This window comes from Rhizobium sp. CB2179 (assembly GCF_057653455.1).
In genome coordinates this window covers 196,294-218,149 of record NZ_CM172781.1, presented here as the reverse complement: position 1 = coordinate 218,149, position 21,856 = coordinate 196,294, and the positions used below count along the sequence as shown (strand labels likewise).

23 protein-coding genes are annotated in these 21,856 nt (G+C 62.2%); 15 read left to right on the top strand and 8 right to left on the bottom strand.

Annotated features, from left to right (window positions below; all coding sequences use genetic code 11):
- Positions 1-24: 24 nt before the first annotated feature.
- Together AC244Q_RS01110 and AC244Q_RS01105 are read left to right on the top strand one after the other, a co-directional pair.
- Positions 25-525, top strand: a complete 501-nt coding sequence (locus tag AC244Q_RS01110) for an RrF2 family transcriptional regulator (RefSeq protein ID WP_128408213.1) — start codon at positions 25-27, stop codon at positions 523-525.
- Positions 526-547: 22 nt separating this feature from the next.
- A complete protein-coding gene (locus tag AC244Q_RS01105) occupies positions 548-1,009 on the top strand; it encodes a carboxymuconolactone decarboxylase family protein (RefSeq protein ID WP_017992858.1) in 462 nt (153 codons plus the stop codon).
- Positions 1,010-1,395: 386 nt separating this feature from the next.
- Here the strand turns inward: AC244Q_RS01105 and AC244Q_RS01100 are convergent, their stop codons facing one another.
- Together AC244Q_RS01100 and AC244Q_RS01095 are read right to left on the bottom strand one after the other, a co-directional pair.
- The gene (locus tag AC244Q_RS01100) at positions 1,396-2,031 is read right to left on the bottom strand and encodes a YitT family protein (protein ID WP_012755954.1); all 636 of its coding nucleotides are present in this window, start codon (positions 2,029-2,031) and stop codon (positions 1,396-1,398) included.
- A 211-nt stretch (positions 2,032-2,242) separates the two neighbouring features.
- Positions 2,243-3,175, bottom strand: a complete 933-nt coding sequence (locus tag AC244Q_RS01095; protein WP_128408214.1) for a class I SAM-dependent DNA methyltransferase — start codon at positions 3,173-3,175, stop codon at positions 2,243-2,245.
- 201 nt (positions 3,176-3,376) lie between these two features.
- Between AC244Q_RS01095 and AC244Q_RS01090 the strand changes: the two genes are divergently transcribed.
- The 3 genes from AC244Q_RS01090 to AC244Q_RS01080 all read left to right on the top strand — a co-directional run bounded on the left by AC244Q_RS01090 (position 3,377) and on the right by AC244Q_RS01080 (position 5,574).
- The gene (locus tag AC244Q_RS01090) at positions 3,377-3,643 is read left to right on the top strand and encodes a DUF6460 domain-containing protein (protein ID WP_003545236.1); all 267 of its coding nucleotides are present in this window, start codon (positions 3,377-3,379) and stop codon (positions 3,641-3,643) included.
- A gap of 1 nt (position 3,644) precedes the next feature.
- Positions 3,645-4,142, top strand: a complete 498-nt coding sequence (locus tag AC244Q_RS01085; protein WP_128408215.1) for a CAP domain-containing protein — start codon at positions 3,645-3,647, stop codon at positions 4,140-4,142.
- A gap of 85 nt (positions 4,143-4,227) precedes the next feature.
- Positions 4,228-5,574, top strand: a complete 1,347-nt coding sequence (locus AC244Q_RS01080; protein ID WP_128408216.1) for an MATE family efflux transporter — start codon at positions 4,228-4,230, stop codon at positions 5,572-5,574.
- Here the strand turns inward: AC244Q_RS01080 and AC244Q_RS01075 are convergent.
- Together AC244Q_RS01075 and AC244Q_RS01070 are read right to left on the bottom strand one after the other, a co-directional pair.
- Entirely contained in the window at positions 5,550-6,638 is a 1,089-nt protein-coding gene (locus AC244Q_RS01075; RefSeq protein ID WP_128408217.1) for a quinone-dependent dihydroorotate dehydrogenase, read from the bottom strand. The two genes, AC244Q_RS01080 and AC244Q_RS01075, sit on opposite strands and share 25 nt — an antisense overlap.
- Entirely contained in the window at positions 6,635-6,988 is a 354-nt protein-coding gene (locus AC244Q_RS01070; RefSeq protein WP_113547964.1) for a DUF952 domain-containing protein, read from the bottom strand. The genes AC244Q_RS01075 and AC244Q_RS01070 overlap by 4 nt, the downstream gene beginning before the upstream one ends.
- 135 nt (positions 6,989-7,123) lie before the next feature.
- Between AC244Q_RS01070 and AC244Q_RS01065 the strand changes: the two genes are divergently transcribed.
- The 5 genes from AC244Q_RS01065 to AC244Q_RS01045 all read left to right on the top strand — a co-directional run bounded on the left by AC244Q_RS01065 (position 7,124) and on the right by AC244Q_RS01045 (position 10,300).
- Positions 7,124-7,522, top strand: coding sequence for a hypothetical protein (locus AC244Q_RS01065; protein ID WP_128408218.1), 399 nt, complete (start codon positions 7,124-7,126; stop codon positions 7,520-7,522).
- A 92-nt stretch (positions 7,523-7,614) separates the two neighbouring features.
- Positions 7,615-8,262 (top strand): response regulator, encoded by a 648-nt coding sequence (locus AC244Q_RS01060; RefSeq protein ID WP_012755946.1) that lies wholly within the window; start codon positions 7,615-7,617, stop codon positions 8,260-8,262.
- Positions 8,263-8,384: 122 nt separating this feature from the next.
- On the top strand, positions 8,385-9,062 hold the full coding sequence (locus AC244Q_RS01055; RefSeq protein ID WP_012755945.1) for a S24 family peptidase: 678 nt from the start codon (positions 8,385-8,387) through the stop codon (positions 9,060-9,062).
- Positions 9,063-9,073: 11 nt separating this feature from the next.
- The gene (locus AC244Q_RS01050; RefSeq protein WP_128408219.1) at positions 9,074-9,784 is read left to right on the top strand and encodes a thermonuclease family protein; all 711 of its coding nucleotides are present in this window, start codon (positions 9,074-9,076) and stop codon (positions 9,782-9,784) included.
- Between the two features lie 102 nt (positions 9,785-9,886).
- The gene (locus tag AC244Q_RS01045; protein WP_012755943.1) at positions 9,887-10,300 is read left to right on the top strand and encodes a tellurite resistance TerB family protein; all 414 of its coding nucleotides are present in this window, start codon (positions 9,887-9,889) and stop codon (positions 10,298-10,300) included.
- 32 nt (positions 10,301-10,332) lie between these two features.
- Here AC244Q_RS01045 and AC244Q_RS01040 read toward each other — a convergent pair whose 3' ends face one another.
- Positions 10,333-11,208, bottom strand: coding sequence for a transporter substrate-binding domain-containing protein (locus tag AC244Q_RS01040; protein WP_113547960.1), 876 nt, complete (start codon positions 11,206-11,208; stop codon positions 10,333-10,335).
- Between the two features lie 579 nt (positions 11,209-11,787).
- Between AC244Q_RS01040 and AC244Q_RS01035 the strand changes: the two genes are divergently transcribed.
- Entirely contained in the window at positions 11,788-13,779 is a 1,992-nt protein-coding gene (locus AC244Q_RS01035) for a methyl-accepting chemotaxis protein (RefSeq protein ID WP_128408220.1), read from the top strand.
- Positions 13,780-13,973: 194 nt separating this feature from the next.
- Here the strand turns inward: AC244Q_RS01035 and AC244Q_RS01030 are convergent, their stop codons facing one another.
- The gene (locus AC244Q_RS01030; RefSeq protein ID WP_128408304.1) at positions 13,974-14,945 is read right to left on the bottom strand and encodes an IS110 family RNA-guided transposase; all 972 of its coding nucleotides are present in this window, start codon (positions 14,943-14,945) and stop codon (positions 13,974-13,976) included.
- Positions 14,946-15,158: 213 nt separating this feature from the next.
- Positions 15,159-15,539, bottom strand: a complete 381-nt coding sequence (locus tag AC244Q_RS01025) for a VOC family protein (protein ID WP_128407898.1) — start codon at positions 15,537-15,539, stop codon at positions 15,159-15,161.
- Positions 15,540-15,961: 422 nt separating this feature from the next.
- Between AC244Q_RS01025 and AC244Q_RS01020 the strand changes: the two genes are divergently transcribed.
- Positions 15,962-16,240, top strand: coding sequence for a hypothetical protein (locus AC244Q_RS01020; protein ID WP_012755938.1), 279 nt, complete (start codon positions 15,962-15,964; stop codon positions 16,238-16,240).
- A 160-nt stretch (positions 16,241-16,400) separates the two neighbouring features.
- Here AC244Q_RS01020 and AC244Q_RS01015 read toward each other — a convergent pair whose 3' ends face one another.
- Complete coding sequence (locus AC244Q_RS01015; RefSeq protein ID WP_012755937.1) at positions 16,401-17,549, bottom strand: helix-turn-helix domain-containing protein; 1,149 nt, start codon at positions 17,547-17,549, stop codon at positions 16,401-16,403.
- Between the two features lie 354 nt (positions 17,550-17,903).
- On the opposite strand from AC244Q_RS01015, the gene AC244Q_RS01010 reads away from it, so the two are divergent.
- The 3 genes from AC244Q_RS01010 to AC244Q_RS01000 are packed head-to-tail and all read left to right on the top strand — an operon-like array spanning position 17,904 to position 21,840.
- The gene (locus AC244Q_RS01010; protein ID WP_128407900.1) at positions 17,904-18,950 is read left to right on the top strand and encodes a UDP-glucuronic acid decarboxylase family protein; all 1,047 of its coding nucleotides are present in this window, start codon (positions 17,904-17,906) and stop codon (positions 18,948-18,950) included.
- Positions 18,950-19,936: a UDP-glucose 4-epimerase GalE gene (gene galE, locus AC244Q_RS01005; RefSeq protein ID WP_113547935.1), complete on the top strand. Its 987-nt coding sequence runs from the start codon at positions 18,950-18,952 to the stop codon at positions 19,934-19,936. Before AC244Q_RS01010 ends, galE begins: the two co-directional genes overlap by 1 nt.
- Positions 19,933-21,840, top strand: coding sequence for a glycosyltransferase family 2 protein (locus AC244Q_RS01000; protein WP_128407901.1), 1,908 nt, complete (start codon positions 19,933-19,935; stop codon positions 21,838-21,840). The genes galE and AC244Q_RS01000 overlap by 4 nt, the downstream gene beginning before the upstream one ends.
- Positions 21,841-21,856 lie beyond the last annotated feature (16 nt).

Sequence of the window (21,856 nt, the reverse complement as noted above, 5' to 3'; positions counted from 1 at the left end):
CCACGAATTGAGGAGGCCATGTGCATGAAGATGGGCGATGGGGTCGAGCAGGCCATTCACAGCGTTGCGATGCTTTCCGGCCTCTCCGAAGGCGGCGTGCTTTCGGCCGCCGCGCTGGCGGAATTCCACGGCGTCTCGACGAGCTATCTGCTGAAGCATCTGCAGGCGCTGTCGGGCGCCGGCATCCTCGATACCGTACCGGGGCCGAAGGGCGGATATCGGCTGGCAAAAGCGCCGAAGGAGATTTCGCTGCTCGACATCGTGCTCGCGGTCGAGGGGTCTGCGCCGGCGTTCCGCTGTGCCGAAATCCGCCAGCGCGGACCGAACCCGGTCTCCGATCGCTTGTTCGCCAATCCCTGCACCATCAACGCGGTGATGCTGAAAGCCGAACGGGTCTATCGCGCCGAACTCGCCAAGACGAGCCTGGCGGATATCGGCATCGAACTTGCCGCCGTCGACGACGGATCGATCGCAGCTAGGGGCTGCGCCTTCCTTGAAATCCATGAACGCAAGACGGCTCGTTGAGCCATAACAAAGGAGAAAGAGCATGCAACCACGTTTCAATTTCGCCAAAGCCGCTCCCGATGCCTACAAGGCAGTCGCCGCGCTCGAGCAATATGTCCAGTCCTCCGGGCTGGAGCGCCGCTTCATCCACCTGATCAAGCTGCGCGCCTCGCAGATCAACGGCTGTGCCTATTGCGTCGACATGCATGTGAAAGAAGCCCGCCATGATGGACTCTCCGAACAATGGATCAACCTGATGTGCGTCTGGCGGGAATCGCCGGTCTATGACGCCCGCGAACGGGCGCTGCTCGGCTGGGTGGATTCAGTGACCAATATCGCCAAAACAGGGGCGCCCGATGCCGACTACGAGACGCTGAAGGCGCATTTCTCCGAAGAAGAAATGATGAAGATCACGGTGGCGATCGGCGCGATCAACATCTGGAACCGGCTTGCCGTCGGCTTCCGCTCGCAGCATCCGATTGATGCAGCAGCGAAGGCCGCCTGAGATATCTGCTGAGAGGAAATCATCCTTGCAACCGACCCGAAATCTCGGGTCGGTCGAATATCGGGTCACTCGTGATCCCTGGTGGCCCGTACGGCAACGGCGTCAAACCGATTGCCAGAGAGGTCGACGCTATTGAATAGGTCTCGGACGACTTTCGCAATTTCTTCTGCGGAAGCGCCCTTGGCGTATTCTTCCTGCATACGGCGTCTCACAAGTTTTTCCAAATCTGACATAACTCACCTCATCAAATCCGGCGCGAGATGAGTTTCGCGCCAAGACCGATGACAGGCAAGTTACGTTTTATTTAGAATGGCTTACCGATTGGTAATGTTAGAGCATGTCGCGCAAAAGTGTGCGGCGGTTTTGCTACAACGACAGGCGTAAAACTAAAGCGCGATGTAGCGATCAGCGCGGTGATTGATGGCGACGAAGAGGTTGAGGACGACGGCGCCGAGAACCGAATAAAAGACGACAGGCGGCGTGGTGACGAAGAAGGCGGCGGCGAGCACGCACATATCGATGGCGAGCTGGACGAGGCCGGCGCGGATGCCGAACCGCTCCTGCAGGTAGATACCGAGAATGCCGACACCGCCGAGGCTGGCGCGGTGGCGATAGAGCGCCAGCAGGCCGAAGCCGAGCAGCAGGCCGCCGAGAAGGGCCGCCCAGGCTGGATGGATGCTCGAAATGGACAGGAAGCGCGACTGCACGTCGGCAATCACCGAGGTCAGGCCGATGGCGATGAAGGTCTTGATGGTGAAGGCCATGCCGAGGCGCTTCCAGGAGAGATAGAAGAACGGCAGGTTCAGCAGGAAGAAGGCAAGCCCGAAATTGACGCCGAAGGCATAATGCAGGAGGAAAGCGACGCCGGCCGTGCTGCCAGTGAGAAGGCCGGCGCTGGCGAGCACGTAGAGGCCGAGAGCGGCAACGAGGCTGCCGGAGAATATGCCCTGCACGTCTTCGATCGGCGTGTGGCGCGTCGCAGTCGTATTCCAGAAGCCAAGGGCATTGATGAGCTGTGTCATGTCGCCAGTCTCCACGGCAGACGAGTTCAAGAACGCGCTTGGGAAAACCCGGGCGCGACGGAATTTTGGATCATGAAAGGAGCACGAGCGCCTCGGCGTAATATTGCCGGGCTCTCTGCCGATGCGGTGCAGTATCGGGTTTTTCGGTCTTCCGATCAAGCGAAATAGGTAAGTAATGCTGACCTATTAAAAGATCGCAAGAAATGTTCGCTCACGCCGGCTTCTGCGTAAGGAACAGAATGCCGGAAACCGGTTTTCCGCCATCTTTGCGAATGACCGACTTGACGGTCTTGAGGATTTGGAAGCCGTGACGGGCAAGCAACATCCTGACATAGCTTTCCGAATGGGCGTAGCGCAGAGAGGGAGCGAGGTGAAAGCCGTCGCCCTCACCTGCATCCTCGACGGAAAAGGCGATGTCGGCGCCTGATGCAGCGAGTTCTCCGACGATGGCAAAGACGCTCTCGAGATTGCCGAGATACATCAGCACATCGGCTGCCGTCACCAGGTCGGCGCGATGGCGCGCGGCATCGGCAAAGACGCCGGAGAGATCGGGGGCGAGCGAAAGATCGGCCTGGGCGAGACTGTCATAGACATGTTTCTCGGCGGCCTTCGCCAGCATGTTCTGCGAGAGATCGAAGCCTTCGAGGCGGTCGACATTGGCCCGGATCTCCGGGCCGAGCAGGCCGGTGCCGCAGCCGAGATCGACGGCGCGTTCGTAGCGCCTGCCGGTGGAGGCGATAAGCGCGGCCAGTTTCTGCGGGACGCTGTAGTCGAGCTTTTCGACAAGTGCTGATTCGAAACGGTCGGCATAGTCGTCGAAGAGGCGCTCGACATAGCGGCTCGGCGGCCGGTCAGGCACGGCGCCATCACCGAGAAGGGCGAGCTTGAGGGCGGCGCCGAAAATGTCATCGGGACCGAGAGCAAGCGTCCTGCGATAGGCCTCGATCGCGGCTTCACCCCTGCCCGCCTTTTCCAGGTAGGTGGCGAGGCGATACCAGCCGGCGGCCCAGGCAGGCACGAGCTCGAGGGCCTGCTCCATCAGCTCGGCGGCCGCTTCCGGCTCGCCGCCTTCTTCGAGCATCCGGGCATAATCGGCGCGGCGGTCGGCGATGACATCGCCTGAGGAAAGCTGGTGGGGCTGCATCAATGGGCCTGTAGCTCTTTGTTTTATGCATGTCGTTTTCCCGGAACCGCTGCACACTTCCGGGCGACATCCATTGGCCCGCATTTGGCGGCGGCCACAAAAAAACTCAAGTCCTATTTCAGAGGCGAAGCGGCCAATTCCGGAAAGGGCTTGCGGGCGCCGCGCCGCGACCTTATTCCAAGGGCAAACAGGAGATGGCTTATGTCCGATCAGGCGAACAGGTTCCTCGGTGATTCGATCGGCCGCACATTGATAAAGCTTATCGTGGTGTCGCTGATCGTCGGTTTCGTCATGACCGTCTTCGGCCTGACGCCGTGGGGCATCATCTACGGCATACGCGATTTCATCCTGGAGATCTGGTACCGCGGCTTCTCGGCGCTTGGGCGCGTCGGCGACTATCTCCTCCTCGGAGCAACGATCGTCATCCCGCTCTTCATCATCCTTCGTCTTTTCAGCTACCGCCGGTAACATGACATCCATCGATCTTTCCAGGCGCGGCCTGCTGCGCCTTTCCGGACTTGCGCTTGCCGCCGGCATCGCCGGCTGCACCACGACCCCGCGGATGGCCGGCACGCCGTCGGACGGCGAGGACGAGACGGCGAGCGTGCTGCCGCTTGTCAACCGGCTCAGGGCCAAAAACGGCCTGCCGCCACTTACCATCGATCCGGCGGCGAGTACTGCCGCCTTGTTCCAGGCAAAACGCATGGCGAGTGTGGGCAAAATGGCGCATCTCATGGGTATGACCGACAGTTTCGGCGCGCGCGTCAAGGCGAGCGGCGTGCGGTTGCCGGCGGCCGAAAACATCGCGTCGGGCCAACAGAGCGTCGATGCCGTGGTGACGGCCTGGATCAACTCGCCGCATCACCTGGAAAACATGCTCGGACGTTATGGCGGCCTTGGCGTCGCCGTCGCCCACAATACATCTTCCAGGAACCTGCCCTATTGGGCCATGGTGCTTTCCAGCTGAGGTGATTCCGCCGGCAGCAGTTCAAGTGATGCAGCGTCGGTTGCGCGTCTGAAACGACGCGTCGTGCCGTCGCGACGAGGCCGGCATGGATACACGCAGCAATCGCAACGCGCTCGCATTCGACGTGACGCACCGGATGGTGCTGTCGATCGCCCTTCCGATGACGCTCGGCTTCATGACGACGCCGCTGCTCGGGCTGACGAACACCGCCGTCGTTGGCCGCATGGGCAATGCGGAAGCGCTGGCCGGGCTGGCGATCGGCGCGATGCTCTTCGATCTGATCCTCGGCAGCTTCAACTTCCTGCGCGCCTCGACGACCGGGCTGACGGCGCAGGCCTATGGCCGTCATGACCAGCACGAGCAGCAGGCGGTCTTTTCCCGGGCGATGATTTCGGCGCTCGGCTGCGGACTGGCGCTGCTCTGTCTTTCACCGCTGCTAATCACCGGCGGGCTGAGGCTGATGGGGGCGGAAGGAGCGATCGCCGAGGCAACCAGCACCTACTTTTCGATCCGCATGCTGGCAGCACCCGCGGCACTGGCGAATTATGCCATCCTCGGCTTCGTGCTCGGGCGCGGACAGGGCAAGATCGGGCTGCTGCTGCAGGCGATCATCAACGGCATCAACATCCTGCTTTCCATCTATCTCGGCCTGACGCTCGATTGGGGCGTGGCGGGGGTCGCCTGGGGGACCATGGCCGGCGAAAGCGTCGGCGCGCTCGCCGGGCTTTTCATCGTGCTCAGCGGCTTCGGCAAGGCAGCGCGACCGGCATGGTCCGAGGTCTTTTCCCGCCACCGGCTGGCCGAGCTTTTCGCGCTCAACCGCGACATCCTGATCCGCACTTTCGTGCTGATCGGCGCCTTCACCATCATGACGCGGATCGGCACCAGCTTCGGCGCGGTGACGCTAGCCGCCAATGCCGTGGTGATGAATTTTTTCCTACTATCAGGCTATTACCTCGACGGGCTTGCCAATGCCGCCGAACAGATCATCGGCCGGGCGATCGGCGCGCATTACCGGCTGGCCTTCGACCGGGGGCTGAAGCTGACGACCTTGTGGTCCTTCGGACTGGCGGCGCTCGGCTCCGCCGTCTTCTTCCTCGCCGGCCCCTGGCTGATCTCGGTGCTGACGACCTCACCCGATGTGCGGCAGGCGGCCGAAACCTATCTGCCCTGGGCGGCGGTGACAGGACTGACCGGCGCGCTCGCCTTCGTGATGGACGGGGTCTTCATCGGCGCCACGTGGTCGGCCGACATGCGCAACCGCATGCTGATCTCTTTTGCCGGTTATCTCTTGATGCTCGCGATCTTTGTGCCGCTCTTCGGCAATCATGGCCTGTGGCTGGCGATGAACGCCTTCCTGCTCTTCCGCGGCTTCTTCCTGGCGATGCTCGTCAAGCGACGGGCCGATCAGACCTTTCGCGCTGCCCAGTAATCCAGCCTGACATCACGCAGGTCGCGGATCGAGGCGGCCTTTTCGCGGTCCAGGAGTTTCGACAGGCCGCGGACGATATCGCCGGCCAAACCGGGGCCCTCATAGACCATGCAGGAATAGAGCTGGACGAGATCGGCGCCCGCCCTGATCTTTTCCAGCGCGGTCTCGGCCGAGGAGACGCCGCCGACGCCGATGATCGGCAGATCAGGGCCGACGCGCTTGCGCATCCTGGCGAGCACCGCCGTCGACTTTTCGAAAAGCGGCACACCGGAGAGGCCACCCGCCTCCTTCGCCTGGCGCTGATCCCTAAGGCCGTCGCGCGACAGCGTGGTGTTGGAGACGATCAGGCCATCGAGCGCATGCGAAAGCGCCTCGGCGGCGATATCGTCCACGCCTTCCTCGGTCAGATCAGGCGCGATCTTCAGAAAGACCGCGATCTTCCGGCCGGATGTCGCCGCCATCTCGTCACGCGCCGCAAGCACTGATGACAACAGCACCGCAAGGCTTTCGCGCCCCTGCAGGTCGCGCAGGCCAGGCGTGTTCGGGGAGGAGATGTTGGCGGTGAAATAGCGCGCGACGGAATAAAAGCGGCGGATGCCGGCGACATAATCGGCGATGCGATCCTCGCTGTCCTTGTTGGCGCCGATATTGACGCCGATCATGCCCCCGCCCGTTAGCGCGGCGAGGCGCCCGAAAGCAGCATCATGGCCTTCATTGTTGAAGCCGAGGCGGTTGATGACGGCTTCATCCTCGACCAGGCGAAAGATGCGCGGGCGCGGATTGCCGGATTGCGGCTTCGGCGTCACCGTGCCGATCTCGGTAAAGCCGAAACCGAGCTTCAACAGCGCCTCCGGCACCTCGGCATTCTTGTCGTAGCCGGCGGCCATGCCGAGCGGATTTTCGAAGGTAAGGCCGGCAACGGTCTGGCGCAGGCGCGGATCGGGGGTGATCTGGCAGGCGGGCACGAGACCGGATTTCAAGGCGGCGATCGACATGCCGTGCGCCGTTTCCGGATCGAACAGGAAGAGACCCTTGCGGGCGAGGCGCTTGAAGGGATCGATCATGGCTGCAGCTCCGGAAAGACATGGGCGCCGGCTTCGTCGAGCGGCAGCGGCGCCTCCCAGAGCACGGCGGCAAGCGGCAGATCGGCGTAGAGGTGCGGGAAGAGATCGCCGCCGCGCGAGGGCTCGAAGACCAGCTTGTCACTGAAGCCGCCACCATCGACGGCAATCAGCAGCAGGCCGGACTGGCCGGCGAAATGCAGGGCGGCGGTCTGCTTCACCTGGTCCGCCGTCGAGAAATGGATGAAGCCGTCCTTGAGATCGATGCCGGCGCCATGAAAAGTGCCGGTTTGTCTGGCTTGCTGCCAAAGCGTTTCCGTCACGATCTTGTAAAGGGTCGGTGTCAGGGTCATCATGGCCTCACGATAGGCTGTTCCTTGGTCACCAGGGCTTTGCCGGAAAGAGGCGGCGATGTCCACGCCCCGGCGCCGAAAAACGGGACCGGCAGAACAGGATTCAGATTTTACGCCGACTCGGAGGATAAGACGATGAAGGCATTCGTTATCACGCTTGGCGTTTTTTTCATGCCGTTGGCGGCCGCGGCGGCCGAAGCCGATGCCGGCCGCTTCCAGCTGGAGAAGAGCGGCGATCATTTCGTCCGGCTCGACCGGCAGAGCGGGGCAATGTCGATCTGCCAGGACAAGGACGGCGCCCTCGTCTGCCGGATGGCGGCCGACGAGCGGGCGGCCTATGAGGATGAACTCGACCGGCTGGCAAAGCGGGTGACGGCACTAGAACAGGGCAATGTCGCCCAGCGCGCGCTGCCGAGCGATGCCGAGGTCGACCGTTCGATCAGCATCATGGAGCGGATGATGAAGAGTTTCATGGGGATGGTGAAGGAGTTCCAGGCCGAGGAAAACACCAATCCCCTTCCGCAGAAGACCTGATCTGATATAGTCGATATGAGCAAGCCGGCATGCAACGCGGAGGGATGGCGTCGCATGCAAGGCATGATCGGGCTCTTGGGAGGGAGTTTTCGATGCACGAACAGACCATCATCATTGCGGACGATCATCCGCTTTTCCGTGACGCACTGCGCCAGGCGGTGATCGGCATGGAAGGCCGGCAATCGATCGTCGAGGCCGGCGATTTCGCTGCCGCGCGCCGGGCCGCCGGCGCCCATGCGGATGCCGATCTGATGCTGCTCGATCTCGCCATGCCCGGCGTCAGCGGCTTTTCCGGCCTGATGGCATTGCGCTCCGAATTCGCCAGCCTGCCGATCGTCATCGTCTCGGCAACCGACGACGCGACGACCATCCGCCGGGCGCTGGAGCTCGGCGCTTCCGGCTTCATTTCGAAATCCTCCGGTATCGACGACATTCGCCGCGGCATCCAGACGGTGCTCGCCGGCGACATCGCCACGCCGGAAAGCTATCGCGACGGGCAGGAGCAGGATCCCGATGTCGCCGACCTGATCCACCGCCTGCATACGCTGACGCCGCAGCAGAGCCGGGTGCTGACCATGCTTGGCGAAGGGCTGCTGAACAAGCAGATCGCCTACGAACTCGGCGTCTCCGAAGCGACGATCAAGGCGCATGTCTCGGCGATCCTGTTGAAACTGGACGTCGACAGCCGGACGCAGGCGGTGATCCAGCTCGGCAAGATCAATATGGCGATGGTCGCCTGAACGATACATTTCCCTTTGGAAACAGGATTTTATTCCTCTTTCATCTTTACTCAGACGGCACGGTCGATTAATATTCGACATGGTTGAAGCGCGGCGTTGAATGCCGCGACGGAATCGCGCGCATGCTGTCACACAACCAGATCTGGGAAGCGCTCGACAGGCTTGCCGAACGGCACGAGCTGACGCCATCCGGACTTGCGCGCCGCGCCGGCCTCGACCCGACCTCCTTCAACAAATCGAAACGGCTTTCCGCCGATGGGCGGCTGCGCTGGCCTTCGACGGAATCGATCGCCAAGGTGCTCGACGCCACAGGGGCGAGCATGGAACAGTTTATGGCTTTCATGCGGCCGGACGCCGGTCTTTCCAAGCAGCCGGCCGGGCAGCAGGAAAACGCGTTTCCGCCGCAAGGCGGCTCCATTCCGCTGCTCGGCTTCGCCCAGGCGGGCGCCGGCGGTTTCTTCGACGATGGCGGCTTTCCGGCCGGCCAGGGCTGGGACGTGGTGGAATTTCCGGCCGCCCCGTCGCAAAAGGCCGGCGTCTATGCGCTGGAGGTGCAGGGCGAGAGCATGATGCCGCTTTATCGCGACGGCGACGTGCTGATCGTCGAGCCGGGGGCGCAGGTGCGCCGCAACGACCGCGTCGTCGTGCGCACAAATGAGGGCGAGGTGATGGCCAAGGTGCTGCTGCGCCAGAGCCCGCGGTCGATCGAGCTGCTGTCTCTCAATCCCGAACATCCCAACCGCACCCTCGAGCTTTCCGACGTCGACTGGATCGCCCGCATCATCTGGGCCAGCCAATAGGAAGATATTCCATGCGCCCTGCCGCCTTCATCACAGGTATCACGGGGATGGTCGTGGTGACCGGCCTGCTGCTGGCAGGCGAAGCAAGGCTTGGCGGCGGCACGGCCGGCGAAGAGACGGCGTCCGCCGAGGAGACGGCGACCGCACCGGCGGGTGCTGCCTCCGACGCCGACGAAGGTGCGGCGATCTCGGACGACCGTGCCGAAATGATCGCTCGCTCAACGGAACCGGCGGCTTCGCCCTCTCCGGCGCCAGGCGACGGGGTGACATCCAGACCGGCCGATGTCCCGCAACAAGCGGAGACGGCTGGCGGGCAAGCGGCAAGTCCGGCTACGAAAAAGCCGATGGAGCTGGCGCGGCCGGCGGTCGAAAATGCCGGCATTCTGTCCTTCGGCGAGCGCCGGCTTCAGCTTGCCGGCATCGTGCCGACGCCGGTCGACAGGATATGCGGGCCGGCGGCCCGGAAATGGCCCTGCGGCATGATGGCGAAGACGGCGCTGCGCCTGCTGTTGCGCAACCGCAGCGTCGCCTGCGATCTCGAGACGGTGGAATGGAAGGACACAGTAGCGACTGCCTGCCGGCTCGGCACAGAGGATCTCGGCGCGTGGCTCGCCGAAAACGGCTGGGCGGAAGCAGCAGTGGGTTCGCCGCTTACGGCGGCCGCCGAAAAGGCCAGGCAAGCAGGAAAAGGCCTTTACGGCGACGATCCGCGCCGCCATTAAACCGGCAGTCGTGACAGCGATCGGACAGTCCCGGATCGGGCCGATCCCTTGTAATGGCTGCCGCCAATTCCTAATCTCGGCTGATCGAAAAAGGAATCAGAGATGAACAAGCCGCTTTCCGCCCATGATGCGCTGATCTACGTGATGGTGATGGCATCCGCCGTCGACAGCACGATGAACGACAGGGAAATGGAAAGGATCGGCCAGTTGATCGGATTCCTGCCAGTTTTCCGGGATTTCGATGACGACAAACTGATTGCGGTGGCGCGCGACTGCGCCTCGCTGCTTGCAGGTCCGGAAGGTCTCGACGTCGTTCTCGAAACCGTGCGCGATACCCTGCCCGCAAAGCTCTACGACACGGCCTATGCGCTGGCCGTCGAGGTGGCATCCGCCGATCTCTCGGTCAAGGCGGAGGAGTTGCGGCTGCTCAGCCTGCTGCGCGACCGGCTCGGCCTCGACAAGCTCACCTGTGCGGCGATCGAGCGCAGCGCGATTGCCCGGTTCCGCAAGGGCTAAAAGCTAAAACGCGTCCAGTGCTTTTAGCGGCTTCAATAAAGCCCGTAGGGAAAGTAGCGCAGATAGATTTCCTGGAGGCGGCCGTTGCGCGACAGCGTGGCGAGTGCGTGGTCGATGGCTGACGTCAGCACGCTGTCCTTCTGCCGCAGCATGATCGTCATGCCCTCGCCGAGGAAATGCTCGGAAAGATAGGGGCCGTCGAACAGCGCGCAGCATTTGGCCGAGGCTGGCGAAGAAACCCAGAAGGAAAGCTGCAGCGCATCGGCGAAGGCGGCATCGACCTTGCGGTCCCTGAGCGCCGCAAGCAGGGCGTCCTTTGTGTCGAACGGCTCGGCCTTGAGCGTGGGGAAAAAGGCGGCCAGCATCGCCTCGTGCACCGTCCCCCTGACGACACCGACCGGGTGGCTGGAAAGGGCGGAAGCGGTCTTTCCGTCGAGCGGCACGGCGAGATTGCGCACGAAGCGCGCCGGCAGCATCAGATAGGGTCTGGAGAAGACGAATTGCCGGCGCAGCTCCGGCGTCACGGCAAAACCGGCGATGACGGCATCGCCCTGCGAGGCGGCGAGCGCATCCCTGAGGTCGGCGAAGGGGATCGCCTGGATCTGGCACTTATCCGATATTTCCAACTCACTGCAGATTTCGCGGGCGAGGTCGACATTGAAACCGGAAAGCTTGCCGTTCTGATCGGTGAAATTGAACGGCGGGAAATCGACCGACGTTAGGAAGCGCAGGCGCACCAACGAGGAGAGATCGGGCCTGGCAAGACGTTCGCGCGCATCGAAGAGCAGCGGCAGCGAGGGCGACGCCTGTTGGGCCGATGCGGCAAAACTCGAAAAGAGCACGCCGAGAAACAGGCCGAACGCGAAAAAACCCTTCAGAGTCAGGGATGCCAGCTTGGATTGCATCATCGTGATTGTGGTCTCTGGATTAAGCGCGAAACAATGCGGCGTTGGCGAGATGTATCAGAGTCATGCGGGGTGGGGAATATGTGTGGGAGTGAGGTGAGCGGATGACGGTCACGAACTCATCGGCCTCGTAGCAGCGCGCCACCCTCTGACGTCCCTCATCCTGAGGCGCGGAGGCCAAAGGCCGGAGCCTCGAAGGACACGCCGCAACGCTGCTCCTTGCATTATCCGACGCGGAATGCCCGCCTCGCCCTTCGGGGCCCCTGCGGGGCACCTCAGGATGAGGCTCTCTTGAATGCCGGCGCTCCGAGGCTTGATCTCGGTGCCCGTCATACGCGCTAGGTGACTGCAACCTCTCAGCCCCAAAAAATCACAGCCATCCCCCCGCCCCGTGTTAGCGCGGAATTAAAGAATATCGCCTCTTATTTGTTGCGACGACATCGGACCCCGCCAGCCGATCGCATGATGCAAGCGTCAGCCCAAACGTAATCCCTAAACCGCGATATTGAAGCCGCGTTTTCTGCAACAATTGATTTCAAAAGCACCGGGCGCGACACGCCCCGTCAATCGGGTGACATTTCCATGCTGAAACATCTGAAAATCCGCACAAAAATCATATCGGTCGTGGCGCTCATGGGGCTGATCACGATGGCCGGGCTGATCTATGTCATCTCCGAATTCCGCCGTGCGGATGCGGCCTACAGCGCCTTCATCGATCATGAAGCGCAGGCCTCGATGCTGAGCGCGCGCGCCAGCGCATCGGCGGTGGCCTCGGTGCTGCAGGTCACCCTGATTGCCGACATGAAGCCCGATACGCCGGCATTCCAGACGGCGCTCGCCACACCGAGCAAGCTGCCGCAGGCGCGCGACCGCATGAAGCAGGCGCTGGCGCTGGTGCCCAGCCGCAAGCCGGCGATCGATGAAATCCAGGCGGGCATCGATGAGATCGAAACCCTGGCAAACAAGATCATCGAACAGAGCAAGGCCAAGGACAGCGCCGGCGCGCTTTCGAATGTTGCCCTGATCAATGCCAAGCTCGATGCGCTGACGCCGAAGATGATCGCCAACAATGATGCGATGATGGCGATGCTCAACGATGGCGGCGACGCGCTCTCGGCTTCCGTCAACGGGCGGATCGTCTTCTGTTTCGTGCTGATCGGCATCGCCGTTCTCGCCGCCGTCGGCTTCAGCGTGGTCGTCGCCCAGAAGGGCATCGCCGGCCCGATGACGCAGCTGCGCCTACGCATGACCCGGCTTGCCGAGGGCGATACGACAAGCGATGTCAGCGGCCTCGACCGCGGCGACGAAGTCGGCCAGATGGCAAAGGCGGTTTCGGTCTTCCGCGACAATGCGATCGAGCGTGCCCGGATCGAGGCGCGCGCCGAAACAGACCGCGACGTCAGCGACAGCGAGCGCCGCGACCGCGAGGCGCAGAAGGCCCGCGAAGCATCGGAACTCGACCGCGCCGTCACCGCACTCGGCGACGGCCTGCGCCGCCTTGCCGCCGGCGATCTCGCCTCGCATATCGCGGAGCCCTTCGTCGCGCATCTCGATGCGCTGCGTGAGGATTTCAACAACTCGGTCGAGAAGCTCAACGAAACCCTGCATACGGTCGGCGCCAATGCCCGGGCGATCGGCGCTGGCGCCAACGAGATTCGTTCCTCCGCGGACCAGCTTTCCCAGCGGACGGAACAGCAGTCAGCCTCCGTCGAAGAGACGGCAGCAGCGCTGGAGGAGATCACAACGACGGTGCGCGACGCCGCCAAGCGGGCCGAGGAAGCAAGCCAGCTCGTCGCCCGCACCCGCCTCGGCGCGGAGAAATCCGGCGAGGTCGTCCGCAAGGCGGTCTCCGCCATGCAGCAGATCGAGAAGTCCTCGGGCGAAATTTCCAACATCATCGGCGTCATCGACGACATCGCCTTCCAGACCAACCTTTTGGCTCTGAACGCCGGCGTCGAAGCCGCCCGTGCCGGCGATGCCGGCAAGGGTTTTGCGGTCGTCGCCCAGGAAGTGCGCGAGCTCGCCCAGCGCTCGGCGAAGGCGGCCAAGGAGATCAAGGCGCTGATCAGCACCTCCGGCTCGCATGTGCAGACCGGCGTCTCGCTGGTCGGCGAAACCGGCAAGGCGCTCGACGCGATCGTCCAAGAGGTGCAGGAGATCAACCAGCACGTCCACGCGATCGCCGAAGCCTCCCGCGAACAATCGATCGGGCTGCAAGAGATCAACACCGCCGTCAACACCATGGACCAGGGCACGCAGCAGAATGCGGCGATGGTCGAGGAATCGACAGCCGCCAGCCATAACTTGGCTACGGAAGCGTCAGCGCTCAACAATCTGCTCGGCCAATTCAGGCTGACCGGCACCGGCGGCTTCACCACGAGTACTCCAATCGCCGCAGCAGCACCTCGCGCTGCCGCCCGCCCGGCAGCCAGGGCAGCCCCGGTCCGCGTCGCTCGCGAAGGCACCGCCCGCCCGGCCGCCTCACCGGCCCGCGCGCTCGGTCAGAAGATCGCCAACGCCTTCGGCGCCGGCAGCACATCGCCGAGCCAGGATCCCGACTGGACGGAATTCTGAGCCGACCTCGGCACGAGGCACTGCTGTCCGGTTCGCGCCGCGGTTGCCCCTCACCCTAACCCTCTCCCCGTAAACGGGGCGAGGGGACGTGTCCCGCGAGAGGCTGGCGAGGAACGGAGAGGTCGCGGCATATCCCCTTCGCCCCGTTTACGGGGAGAAGGTGGCGGCAGCCGGATGAGAATCTGTGTTGGTTGTCAAGGGGGATTTGGGGTCCAGAGGCGATCCCGAGATAGAAGGCAGTTTGCCAGAACGAGCAATTTACGCATGACGGCGACCAAGATGACCTTCGCTGGTTTTCCTGCGGCTTTGAGTGTGTCTGCGAAACGAGCAAGGGTGGGATTGTAGCGACAGGCAGACAAGGCGGCCATGTAGAGCGCGCGCCGGGGTGCGGGCCTGCCGGCGCGGATGGAACGACGTCCGGTTCGGGCACCGCTGTCGTTAGCGATTGGGGCAAGCCCTGCCAGCATGGCGGCCTGCTTGCCCGAACAACTGCCCAACTCGTCCATGCCGGCCATCAATGCCAGGGCCGTGACGCGGCCGATGCCGGGAATGGAGGTGAGGATCTCGGCCTTGCGGTAGAGCTGCGGATCCTCGCCGACACGTCGCTCGATCTCTTTGTCGAGACGTTCGACATGCTGTTCCAGCCGACGCACGAGACGGTTGAGTTCGCCGCGCAGAAGGGCGGTGGTGGCAGTCTTGCTGCGGTTCTGCAGGGCGGTGATGTCGCATTTGGCTGCCGATCGTGCATTGACCAGCTCCTGCAAGGCCTCAACGTGAGGACTTGGTGGCGTGTCGGCCGGCGGGCGCAGGCTCTCGGCCAGGAGCGCCAGGAAACGGGCATCGAGACGGTCGGTCTTGGCGAGATAGCCGCAGGCACGGGCAAACATGCGGGCGCGCAGCGGATCGACCACGGCGACGGCAAAGCCATCGAGCCAAAGCGAGCGATGGGCGGGGCGATGGAACTTGCCGGTTGCCTCCATCACGATGCTTTTGGGCCGATGCCTGGCCAGCAGCCGTTTCAGCTGGCGGATGCCGGTCTTGTCATTGCTAAACCGCCGGCTTTCGCCCAGCGGATGCAGATGAATATCGAGCCACTCTTTACTCACGTCCACACCGGCATAAACTACCGGCATCGCGTCTTCTTGGAACGAAACCTTGCCTTGCATGCGGGACTTGCTCCCCATCATCTGTTCAGGACAAACGCGAGGACGGCCGGACCAATCTCATCCCCGGTTCAAGCCAAGGGGCCTGCGGTCCCGGCCGTCCGCACTCCGGCGGATGGCCATCCGCCGGAGTGCGCACCGATCATCCAACAATCAGTGCAAATTGAACATGCAAGGGGCGGACGGCGGCGGCCGCCCTTTCCTTTTGGGTATCGTCTAACCCGGCCGCCAGCCGATCTCGACGAGAATGTTTCCGGGAGCCGTGCAATAAAACAGCCAGCCGCCGCGCATGGCGGCCGGCGGACCGGACAGCGCAGCACCGGCAGCAGCAAGCCCGGCATGGACCGCATCGACATCCGCCCTTTCAGGCAGGATGAAGCCAATGTGATAGGTCTGGCGTCCCATCTCCACCTGATCGGCGGTGCCGAATTTTGCGATTGCGTGGCTGAGGACGATTTCGAGGCCGGTATCGTCTTCGAGGATCGCCAGGCCGTTCTGGCCGCGCATATCCTTAAGCCTCAGACCGAAATGGCGGATGAAGAAATCCGCCGTGGCAGCGATATCGGGAACGTGGAAATCGAGATGGTTCAAGCGCATGACAGTCTCCGTTCGAAAAAATCCCGGGACTGCCTCTTTGCCGTCTCCGCACGCCGCCGGGATCCCGCATCTTCATGCGGATCACGTCGCGGGTTCTCGTGCCATGGCACGGAGCAGAGCTTCCGTGAGAGCGCGCTTGACGCCCGAACGGAAGGGACCGGGCTTACCTCAACCGATCCTGCCTTTTTCGACGATGCCGATCTAGCAGACGGCACCGGTTTCGGCAATGGATGCGTCGGGGCGCCTGGAGGAACGGGATTCTCACCCTAATATCCATAGGCGGATGTCGCGTCCGGCCGCTCGATCACGGCGTCCCCGGCAAGGCTTCCCGAAGGATTGAAGAGCGGCATGAGCATTCGTGTCGTGAGCCCTATCCGACGAGGTGTAGAGTGATATTATTCAACGCATTGGGAGGGATGGACATGAAACCTGCAATCATCGGCCTCGTCGGCACGCTCGTTCTGGCGGGATGCAACACCGTCAGCTACAGCGGACCGGGCCTCGAACCCATCCCTGGCAGCATCACCTATAGTGGCCAGCCGCGCAGCAAGCTCACCAAATCACCCCCCGGCTCCGCCTTCCCGCATGACTTCATCGACCAATACGGCCGAGAAGTGGAGGAAACCTACATCATCCAGCCCGACCGGAGCCTGATCATCGCGCATCGGCAATACAAGCCGATCCGCTTTTTCGGGGATTAGGCTTGGTCGGTATGGTTTGCGGGAGATGGAGCGGGTGAAGGGAAATATTCCCTCAATTGCGAACGGAGGCCATGGGTCTGGATCAAGTCTGCGGTGTCTTCGGCAAGCGCGTCGATCGCTGCTTAACGGACTTCGAGTCCGGATTTCAGCCCGAGCCGGATCAACCCGTCAGGGCCAGCCAATCACCGATCGTTTTTTCGTAACGCCGCGTGGAGCGGATGGCCGGAGCCGGCCGCTGTTGGGTTGCCATCGTCCTTCGGATTTCACGCGGGCTCAGCCCGAATTCGTGGATGAAGGCGCGCGTAAAATTGGCGGCGACCTCGAAACCGGCGGCTTCTGCGATTTCTGAAATCGGCCTGTGGTCGGCCGAATTGCTGAGATCCGCATAGGCCTGCAGCAATCGCCGCTTGCGAATATAATTGAGCACGCCTCCGCTCGCCTCAAACAGTTGATAAAGCCGCGTACGCGAAATCCCCAACGCGCGGCACATCACGTCCGGTGTCAGGTTTTCCGAATGGAGATTGACGTGAATGTAGCGGTGCGCCCGCTCCATCAGTCCCATGTTGGCCTGGTTTTGACCGGTATCAGTCCTTGTGGACGATGCGGCGCCCGCAACGACCATATCGCCGATGGTTTGGATGATCCGGGGCACTTCCTCTATCGTCAGATTGCCGAGGTTCGTTTCGAGGCCCGTGAGATAGCCCGTGAGCAACTCGGCGTGGCTGCCCGAAAGAACCGTGTTGCCGGCGCTCTGGAGAAGGCTCGCATCGCGAGCCAGCATCTCATACGGCAGGAACACGAGCAAAGCTTCGGTATCGGTCGTCCGTCCGCGATAGGGGCTGCCGAGCGACATGAAAAATATCTCGCCGGCACCGGTCTCGGTGACACGACGGTTGACCTCGGTCCAGGCCTGGCCGCTGCGCTGCAGGCCGACGTTCCAATGGTCGATAGGGCTCGATCGAAGCATGGCCTGATCGCGGACATATCTGTGGGCATGCGCGCGCTGCTGGACGATCAGGATATCGCCGAGATGCCAGCCGATCTGCTCCGCAAGGAACCCGTCTTCCGGTGATTTTCCCTCCGGCAGATGAACATCCACGAGCGGCGCCATATGTGCCCGCCAGGCCTGGAATTGTTCTGCCGGTGGTAGGTCCTGCGTCGAGAATCGCAGCGGCACGAGTGCAGGGGAGGCATGGGGTGGGCGTTCCTTGCGCATGGCCGGTTCACGCGGCCAGCGCCGCCGCTCCATATGCGCCGGCCGTTCCTGTTCCGCGGCAGGATCATCGTCGGATTCAGACCCTGTAGCCATCCAATTCCTCCAGCGCATAACCCGACCCGAGCCATGGAAATTGAGAAAAGCAATTGTTTTTGCGGCTGAAATCTCCGCAGAACTCCGTCTGGAAAAACGGAAGTGCCCGAAGATTCTCCTCCATAAGTTGTTTACCATATTCCTTTTCGCTCTGAAATGTACGGAGCGATAATTTCCAGGACGTGAGGATAACGACAATTGCCTTTCTTAGCTGTATCTAAATAAACATCGGTTCTTTCCAAAAGAAAAACCGGACGAATAAAACATTCGCATGATCGAACGACTTGGTTTCGCGATATGTCGAAGTAAATATCGAATATCCCATAGCAAAATATGAAAACACGGGAGGTAGTCGTGAACTATCTTGGTAAGATTCGTGCGCGCTCTGTACAAGTTTCTGCTCGTGATGCAAATTGTCCTTCCGGAATACATCATGCTCCCAAGAGAGTTCTTGTCACCGGCGGTGCAGGTTTCCTCGGATCGCATCTCTGCGAGACGCTTTTGGCCGCCGGACACCAGGTGATCTGCCTCGACAACTTTTCCACCGGCATGCGGCGCAATATCGTCCATCTGAAGCGAGTCGATCGCTTCAATGTCGTCGCCCACGATATCGTCCACCCGCTCGATCTGGAAGTCGACGAGATCTATAACCTCGCCTGCCCGGCATCGCCCCCGCATTATCAGGCCGATCCGATCCATACGACAAAGACCTGCGTGCTGGGCTCCCTCAACCTTCTGGAGCTGGCCGCGCGCACCGGCGCACGTATCCTTCAGGCATCCACCTCCGAAGTCTACGGCGACCCGAACGTCCACCCGCAGGTCGAAAGCTACTGGGGCAACGTCAATTCGTTCGGGCCGCGCTCCTGCTATGACGAGGGCAAGCGCTGCGCCGAGACGCTGTTCTTCGACTTCCACAACACGCACGGCGTCGAGATCAAGATCATCCGCATCTTCAACACCTACGGCCCGCGGATGCGTCCGGACGACGGCCGCGTCGTCTCGAATTTCATCGTCCAGGCCCTGACGGGGCAAGACATCACGATATATGGCGACGGTTCGCAGACCCGCTCGTTCTGTTTCGTCGATGATCTCATCGGCGGCATGGTCCGCATGATGGCCTCACCGTCGTCGCTGACGGGGCCTGTCAATCTCGGCAATCCGGGCGAATTCACGATCCGGGAACTGGCCGAGCAGGTGATCGGATTGACCGGTTCCCGGTCGCAAATCATCCATCGCGCTCTGCCGGTTGACGATCCCCGTCAGCGTCGCCCCGATATTTCGCTTGCCATGCAGGAACTCGACTGGCGGCCGAAGATCGACTTGTCGAGTGGCCTGCGTCAGACGATCGACTATTTCGATGGCGTTCTCACCCTTCCGGCACGCGAGCTGGAGGCGGTCTGATGGATGCGCCCCGGGTCCTGGTCACGGGCGGTGCCGGCTATATCGGCAGCCACACCGCCAAGCTCCTCCGCTCGGAGGGGATTGAGCCTGTCGTCTACGACAATCTCACGACCGGAAACCGTTCGTCCGTGCGCTGGGGGCCTTTCGTCGAAGGTGACGTCCTCGACACGTCATGCCTGATCGAGGTCATCGAGAAATATGCTCCCGATGCCGTCATCCACTTTGCCGCCTCGGCCTACGTCGGCGAGTCCGTGGAAAACCCGGCGAAATATTACAACAACAATGTCTGCGGTGCATTGTCGCTTATCGATGCCTGCCGGCAGACGGGGCTTCAAAACGTCATCTTCTCATCGAGTTGTGCCGTCTACGGCGTCCCGTCCGTGCTGCCGATCGATGAGACGTTGCCGAAGGCTCCGATCAATCCCTACGGCAAGACCAAGCTGATCTTCGAGCATATGCTCGCCGATTATGCGGCGGCCTACGGCCTGCGGTATGTTGCCCTGCGTTATTTCAATGCCTGTGGAGCCGATCCGGACGGCGAGCTTGGCGAATGGCACGTTCCGGAAACCCATCTCATTCCGCGGGCGCTGCTGGCCGCGGCCGGCCGGATTCCGCACCTGGAGATATTCGGCGATGATTACGACACCCCTGACGGGACCTGCATAAGGGACTATATTCACGTCGCAGATCTCGCGCGCGCCCATGTTCAGGCCTTCACCCATCTCGCCAAAGGCGGAGCAAACCTCGCTGTCAACCTCGGCACCGGGCGGGGTTTTTCCATCAGGGAAGTCCTGCGCGTGATCCAGGAAACGACCGGCTGCGAAGTCCCGGTCGTCATCCATCCACGCCGGCCGGGCGATCCGCCCAGCCTCTACGCCGACGCCAGCCTGGCCCGCGAGACGCTCTGCTTCCAGCCTCGATATTCCGACCTCGAAACCATCGTGCGGACGGCGGCTCCGTTCTTCGGACTGGAGGCGCGCGCGTGACCGAACTTGCGATTACCCAAGCGACGCATGCTCCGGAATCCTCCCACGAGCCGCTTCTTGTCCCGGTTCTGACCGGATATCGGCGGGCCGAATATTTGTTCTCGGCGGCCGTATGGGCCTGCGCCTTCGCCTATTTCTGGATCTGGTGGCTGGAGCCGCGCCATCACGTCGATGCTTTCGGCACGATTACGGTGAGCCTCGTTCTTGCCTGGGTTACCGCTCTGCCGGCCTATTTCATCGTCGTCTTCTATCGGGCGGCAAGACCGAACGGTCCCTTGCGCCTGCCGGCGGGCAGTCGAGTGGCCATGGTCGTGACCAAGGCGCCGGCGGAACCCTTCTCGGTCGTCAGTGAAACCCTGCTGGCAATGCTTGCCCAGGAGGTGGAACACGACACCTGGCTTGCCGACGAAGACCCTTCCCCCGAGACTCTCGACTGGTGCTCCCGCCACGGGGTCCTCGTCTCGACCCGCAAGGGGCGATCCGATTATCATCGGACGTCGTGGCCCCGACGCACGCGGTGCAAGGAAGGCAACCTCGCCTTCTTCTACGACCACTACGGCTACAGCCGCTACGATTTCGTGGCACAACTCGATGCGGATCATGTTCCCGCGCCCGACTATCTCTTCCACATGCTGCGTCCGTTCGCCGATCCAAAGGTCGGCTATGTCTCGGCCCCCAGCATTTGCGACAAGAACGCTTCCGAAAGCTGGTCGGCACGTGGAAGGCTCTATGCCGAGGCCAGCATGCATGGCTCGCTCCAAGCCGGTTACAATGGCGGCCTGGCGCCGATGTGCATAGGGTCGCATTACGCGGTACGTACCGTCGCCCTCAAACAGATCGGCGGCCTCGGTCCGGAGTTGGCTGAAGACCATTCGACGACGTTGATGATGAATGCCGGCGGCTGGCGGGGTGTGCATGCGCTGGATGCCATCGCCCATGGTGACGGCCCCAGAACCTTCAGCGATCTCGTGACGCAGGAATTCCAGTGGTCGCGCAGCCTGGTCATGGTGCTGTTGCGGTACTCGCCGAGCCTCGTCGGCCGGCTGCCGCCCCGGCTCAAGTTCCAGTTCCTCTTTTCGCAACTCTGGTATCCGCTTTTTGCGTTCTTTATGTTGCTCATGTTTGCGTTGCCGATCATCGCGCTCGTGCGCGGCCAGAACTTCGTAACGGTGACCTATCCGGATTTCCTGGCGCATTTCGCACCGCTTTCTATCGCTCTCGTGGTGATGGCTTATCGCTGGCGCGCCAGCAGCTCGTTCCGCCCCTACGACGCCAAGATCCTGAGCTGGGAATGCATGCTCTTTCTCTTTGCGCGCTGGCCCTGGGCGCTCGCCGGCACGCTGGCTGCGGTGCACGATTTTGTAACAGGCTCCTTCGTCGATTTCCGCGTCACGCCGAAAGGCCGGTCCGAAGTCGATCTGCTGCCGGTGCGTGTCCTGGCGCCCTACGCTTTGCTGGCGCTCATGGCGGTATTGCCTGCCCTGGCAATCGGCGATGCCGGCGCCTCCAAGGGTGGTTACTTCTTTACCATCCTGAACGCGGCAATCTACTGCGCGCTGCTGTTGGTCATCGTCGGGCGTCATTCGAAGGAAAATACGGTTGCGGCGGCCCCGCGTTTCTACCGTCCGGCGATGGCGACCGTGCTTCTTGCACTCGTCGCGTTGCCGGGGGCTGCAACCATCATGCGCGGAAAGGATGCGACCGAGGCACTCGCCTGGGGCAGCGGCCGCCTTCAGCTGTTCGAAGAGCGCTACGCCGCCTCCGGTGCAGGCCGGGGCGGGACCGCCCTGCGCACGATCTTCTTCAAACCACGATGGATTTCCGATCCGGAGGAGATCCAACTGAGAACGGATGCCGCTCACCCGGATGTGCGGCCGAGCGTGGAGGAAATACACAATGCATAGCCCATCCAAAATAGCC